This is a genomic window from Mesorhizobium sp. M1027, from assembly GCF_040318745.1.
In the GTDB taxonomy this organism is placed as follows: domain Bacteria; phylum Pseudomonadota; class Alphaproteobacteria; order Rhizobiales; family Rhizobiaceae; genus Mesorhizobium.
This window is the reverse complement of sequence record NZ_JAMYMW010000027.1, coordinates 1-5,386: the sequence shown is the minus strand read 5'-3', so window position 1 is coordinate 5,386 and position 5,386 is coordinate 1. Positions and strand designations below refer to the sequence as shown.

At 55.7% G+C, this 5,386-nt stretch carries 3 protein-coding genes and 1 pseudogene; all 4 read right to left on the bottom strand.

The genetic code is table 11. The annotated features are described in order from the left end of the window. Window positions 1-426 precede the first annotated feature (426 nt). Window positions 427-601: pseudogene (locus NKH50_RS28875) on the bottom strand (3-keto-5-aminohexanoate cleavage protein); the annotation flags it as partial. Window positions 602-1,174: 573 nt separating this feature from the next. Beyond that, window positions 1,175-2,662 carry a carnitine 3-dehydrogenase gene (locus NKH50_RS28870; protein ID WP_352882573.1) on the bottom strand — a complete coding sequence of 496 codons (1,488 nt, stop codon included), beginning with the start codon at window positions 2,660-2,662 and terminating at the stop codon, window positions 1,175-1,177. 102 nt (window positions 2,663-2,764) lie between these two features. Beyond that, entirely contained in the window at window positions 2,765-3,664 is a 900-nt protein-coding gene (gene bcoG / locus NKH50_RS28865) for a 3-dehydrocarnitine:acetyl-CoA trimethylamine transferase BcoG (protein ID WP_352882571.1), read from the bottom strand. A gap of 70 nt (window positions 3,665-3,734) precedes the next feature. Continuing rightward, window positions 3,735-4,511, bottom strand: coding sequence for an SDR family oxidoreductase (locus tag NKH50_RS28860; RefSeq protein WP_352882569.1), 777 nt, complete (start codon window positions 4,509-4,511; stop codon window positions 3,735-3,737). Window positions 4,512-5,386 lie beyond the last annotated feature (875 nt).

Genomic DNA, 5,386 nt, shown 5'->3' with positions numbered 1-5,386 from the left:
ATGACTGACATAATGATCTATGAACTGCGGCAGTACGTACCGATGGAGGGAATGAAGGACAAGATGCGAGAGCGGTTTGCTCGCGGCACGCACCGAGCAGGACGGCCCACTGTCGACGAGCCGAGGGATCGTGTTGAGGCGGCCCGATTTCGTCAAATCTGAGTGGCTCATGCCGCTCCATGTACCAGATCATCAGTGATAGGCGCGCGACCCGATCATCGAAGCATGTTGGATGATGCTCAACATGGCTCCAGATAACCTCCGCAATCGGACGATAGTGTTCTCTAACGAGTCAAGGGCGGCCGCTCGATTGTGAGCGTTCTCGACGTCATTATGCTTCCCCCCGGCTCGATTGCGCAATACTCAGTGTGAAACCTTCACGGTGAAACACTTCAGCTGCCTGCTGCCTTGCAGTAAGCATGGAACTTACCGCTTGGTCAGTTTAAGTTTCCGACGAACTTCCCTCAGGACCGATGATCCTGGCACCAATGTTCTCGACGATATTAACCGCCTTCTCGACTAACTGGCCGTTGGTTGCAAACTGACCTTTGGCGACGTAGAGGTTGTCCTCGAGACCGACGCGCACGTTGCCGCCAGCTAGCCTGAATATCTCAAGGTAAGGGGTGCATCGGACCCCGTTCCTGAATCTGATAACTCTTTGTTACAAAAGGAGTTTCAGAGATTCTTGGGGCCGATGCACCCCTTACCTTGAGATATTCAGGTTAGTTGCTACGGGCGGCGCGGGCCAAGCCGGGAATTATTCCCTTGCGACATTGCGCAAGCGATCGCGATCGTGGGTCGCCTTGGAAATCCGCTCACCAAGCTCGAGTGTGGCTTGCGATTGCTCCGGTCGCCACGAACTCGATTTCGCCCTCAATGCCACCCTGCGCACTTCGCCAGCGCTCGGCAACTGTACGAACTTTTCCTCCACCGGTGAGGTGCCTGGGTCGATTGCATTGACCTTCGGCCGGTCCAGAACGATTTCAAAGAACGGCCCGTTTCGCCTAATCTTTGAAGGCCCTTGCATCCTTTCTCCAGAGGTCACCCAGTCATACGCTCGTTGTCGTGAGGAAATGATCGCAATCTCGGCACGACGAGCAAAGGGGCTTGTCTCTGTCGGCCGAAATCGGCGTCTGAAGACAAAGCCATACCGTCCTCCACATTAAGGGTGTAATCACTTCCTTTGCCCAACCGACCGTCCCGCCGCATCGGGAGCCGGGAGGACCGCATGGGCCTCGATGAGAGGCTTGAGCTTCCTCATCACCTCAGGCAGTGGGGGAATGGAGCGGTTCTCCTTCGACGAAACATGGAGCATTAGCTGTTCGTAAGTCGACAGCAGGGTTTCGTCGGAAGCTTGATACAGCCACATAAAGGTATGGATCTTTTTGCCGTCCGACGGCAGGAGTTGGGCCTTGACGTAAAGTGCATCCCCGAGCTTCGCTTCAGCAAGGAGCCGAACATGACTCTCCACCGTGTAGTAGCTGTGACCGGCCTTCACATACTCTATATCGGCACCAATCAATTGGAGCAGCGCGTCGCAAGCATCGGCGAAACACTGGGTGTACCGGTATTCGGTCATGTGCCCATTATAGTCGATCCAAGCGGCAGGAACTTTCAGTTCGAGAAGCTTTAATGCCCCGTTACTTGGATTCGCCCGAAGTGTTGGCGCCGTCTTCCAGAGATGAGCCTCGAACTCAGCCAGCAGCTTGCCGGCGCCCCAGCCCCGCCCCTCGTCACCGACCTTTAGCGCCTGCATGATTCCGACGAGGTTCTGGTCGCGGATGCGTTCGAGCTCTCGAATGCCACGCTGCCCCGACTGGGCGTCAGACTGGACGGCGATCTTTTCAACAAGATCAGCGTCGAGGTCGACTACATCGGTCAGCTTGCTCCAAGGCCACGAAAGGCTGGAACCATACTTGGAAAGAAAGTCGCGCATGCCGGCTTCGCCGCCTGTTATGCGGTACGTCTCGAAGAGGCCCATCTGCGCCCAGCGAAGACCGAACGAGTAGCGGATCACATTATCAAGCGTTTCGGCATCGCAGACGTCGTCCTTGATCAGCCAGAGGGCTTCCCGCCAGAAGGCTTCCAGAAGGCGGTCGCCGACCAATGCTTCAATCTCCTTGTTGATGATCAGCCCTGTCATGCCTATCGTTGCGAGCTTGACCTTGGCGTCTTCGAGCACCGCTCTCGTGGTTTTCTGGCCACCGACAAGTTCGGCCAGCGGGAGCAAATACACAGGGTTGTAGGGATGAGCGACGAACATGCGCTCTGGGTGCTTCATGTCGCGCTGGAGATCGGTCGGCATCAGGCCGGAAGTCGAAGAGCCAATCAGCGCCTTGGGATCAGCGGCAGCGTCTATCTGGGCGAGCACGCTGCGCTTGAGATCAAGCCTCTCCGGCACACTCTCTTGAATCCACTCTGCGCCTCGCACGGCGTCCTCGATCGACCCGCTGAAACTTAAAGTGCCCTTGACGGGAAGGGGCGCGCGCGTGAGCATCTCATACGCGCGCTCGGCATTCGCCATGACTTCGGACATGAGCCGCTGAGCTTCCGGATGCGGATCGAAGATTCTCGTATCGATGCCGGCCAGGACGAAGCGGGCAGCCCAAGCGCCCCCTATAACGCCGCCCCCGATGCATGCCGCCTGATTAATTTTGGCCATGAGCGCTCTTCACTTCCTGCAATTGCAACTTCATTGAGTCGAGGGCGAGCATTACAAGCCAGCAGGTCGTGATGACCTGCTGGCTTGCAGGAAACATGGCACTTACCGCTTGGTGAGTTTGAGTTTCCGACGAACTTCCTCAGGACCGATGATCCTGGCACCCATGTTCTCGACGATATTGACCGCCTTCTCGACTAACTGGCCGTTGGTTGCAAACTGACCTTTGGCCACGTAGAGGTTGTCCTCGAGGCCGACGCGCACGTTGCCGCCAGCCAGCACGGCCGCCGCAGGGTAAGCCATCGCGTCGCGACCTATCGTAAAGGCGGAGAACGTCCAGTTCGAAGGAACACTCTTGGCCATCACCAAGAAGTGGTCGAGATCATTCGGCGATCCCCAAGGACATCCCATGCAGAGCTGAACCAGGACTGGATCCTCGATGAGGCCCTCTTGAACCAGCTGCTTGGCGAACCACAATTGCCCCGTATCAAAAACTTCGATCTCTGGCCGGACGCCGAAATCCGTCATCATCTTGGCCAGCGCGCGAAGTGTCGACGGAGTGTTCGTCATTATATAATCGCCGACATCGAAATTCATCGTGCCGCAATCGAGCGTACAGATCTCTGGGGCGCACTCGACAATGTGACTAAACCGTTCCGAGGCACCGACAACATCACTGGTGGAGGCCAGAGGAAACGGCTGCTCCACGCTACCGAATATTAGGTCGCCGCCCATTCCGGCGGTAATATTTAGCACAATGTCGATATCCGCCTGTCGCACGCGGTCAGTGACCTCTTTGTATAAATCATTTCGGCGAGAGGGTGCCCCTGTTTCAGGATCCCGAACGTGAATATGGGCCACCGCGGCGCCCGCCTTGGCTGCCTCAACGGCGGCGGCGGCGATTTCTTTTGGCGAACGGGGTACATTGCGCGACTTTCCTGCTGTATCCCCCACACCAGTAACGGCGCATGTGATAAAGACTTCACGGTTAATGGATAGCGGCATTGATCTTTTCCTCAAGAGTGCGTGGGTGAACGCGCCACAAGGCGCCTCGGCCAACAACTATTGGCGTTTTTTAGTATTCAGAAGAGATTGTTTGACCGTCGATTGCAATCGACTGACCCGAGATAATTCGACCCGGAGGACTGCAAAGGTACAGAATCATGCCCGCAATTTCTTGGACACTCACCAGACGCCTCATCGAGTACATTTTGAGCTCTGCTTGCTTGATCTGCTCAATTGGCACTCCGCGTGATTTCGAAGCCATTTGCTGCACACGTTCCAATCTTGGTGTATCGACAGCACCGGGGCAAATCGCGTTCACGTTGATGTTGTGCTGGCCCAGCTCCATCGCCAAAACATCTGTGAGACCGATGACGCCATATTTAGCGGTGCAATAAGGCGAGCGTAGTGAAAACGGCAGGAAGCCAGCCGTTGAGGACATGTTTACGACGGATCCTCCCCCTGCTGCTTTGATGAGCGGCACTGCTGACCTCGAACAATAAAACGCGCCGTCCAGATTTACACCAATGGTGCTTCTCCATTCATCGTCAGTCACAGCTTCCACTGGCTTCGCTGGACCGGAGGTTCCAGCGTTGTTTACTAAGATGTCCAGCCCCCCGAGGCGGCGATCAACCTCTTCAAAGAGTCTAGCCACCGATTCGGATTTCGAAACGTCAGCGGCCACGGCAACAATGCATGTGTCTGGCTGGACACTCTCAATAGCTGCGGGGTCTACGTCGCAGACGAGCACTTTGGCGCCCTCTGCAGCAAAGCGTTCTGCTACCGCCCTTCCAATACCGGCAGCACCCGCTGTAATTAGAACACGCTTATTCTCTAGCCCCAGATCCATTTACCTATCCCTTTGAATCAAGAATAAATTCTGTTCGCGAACCTACTCTTGGTGAGCGATAGTCGCGAAAAAGATAACGAGTTTTCTCGCTAGGCGCCATTGCGATGGTCGGCTCAATCGCAGGAAGTCACCCTCGGAGATAAAATGGACATTATATATTAAAACGCCGCTCGTCAAGCTCGGCTAGGTCCATTGCAGCTTCGCATCTTTGGCCAGTCCCAATGGAGGTTGGGCATCGGATGCAAATGGGATTTTCTCACTAAGGATCGTCTTGCTCATTGTTTTTGTTGACGCTTCCGCCCAGGTGATGGGCGCTGAAATGACCAAACTTGCGCTGGCCGTGGAGTAATCTGGGGAATCGGAGTGGCTTAGATCACCGCGTGAACCTGGTGTTAGAATCATCAGCGGACCCAATGGTTTTGCGTTTTGCGTAATGCCTGTTATTTGGAACAGCTTGGAGCAGGGCTTCGTCCTGTGGGCGCAATAGGGTGTCGGTTGGCCACGCCGCACAAGATCGTTTAAGGACTTTAAGAGCGCATAACACTTCTCCGAGCTTTACCGCCACCACGTTGCGCCTGATGCAGGTTTGTCGCTGGCCGTCAGCTGGGCACTAAGGGCCCACAGCAGTGCGTGGCACGCGTCGGCTCGGATACGGCTCAGTATCTCGTAGGAGCTGGTTGGTTGGTTGGTTCTGTAAGATGCACACGCTCTGGCCTCAATACGCACACGGACAATGGGCCGGTCTGCCCTCCAGTTCACGCGTTTTTATCGATGGATGACGATTTTTGCGCCCATAGCCCTGTCCTAGGCCGACTCGTGAACTGGGAAAATCCCAGGTGGCATCCGCCTTTTGCAGTCCGTCAATGGCTAAGCGG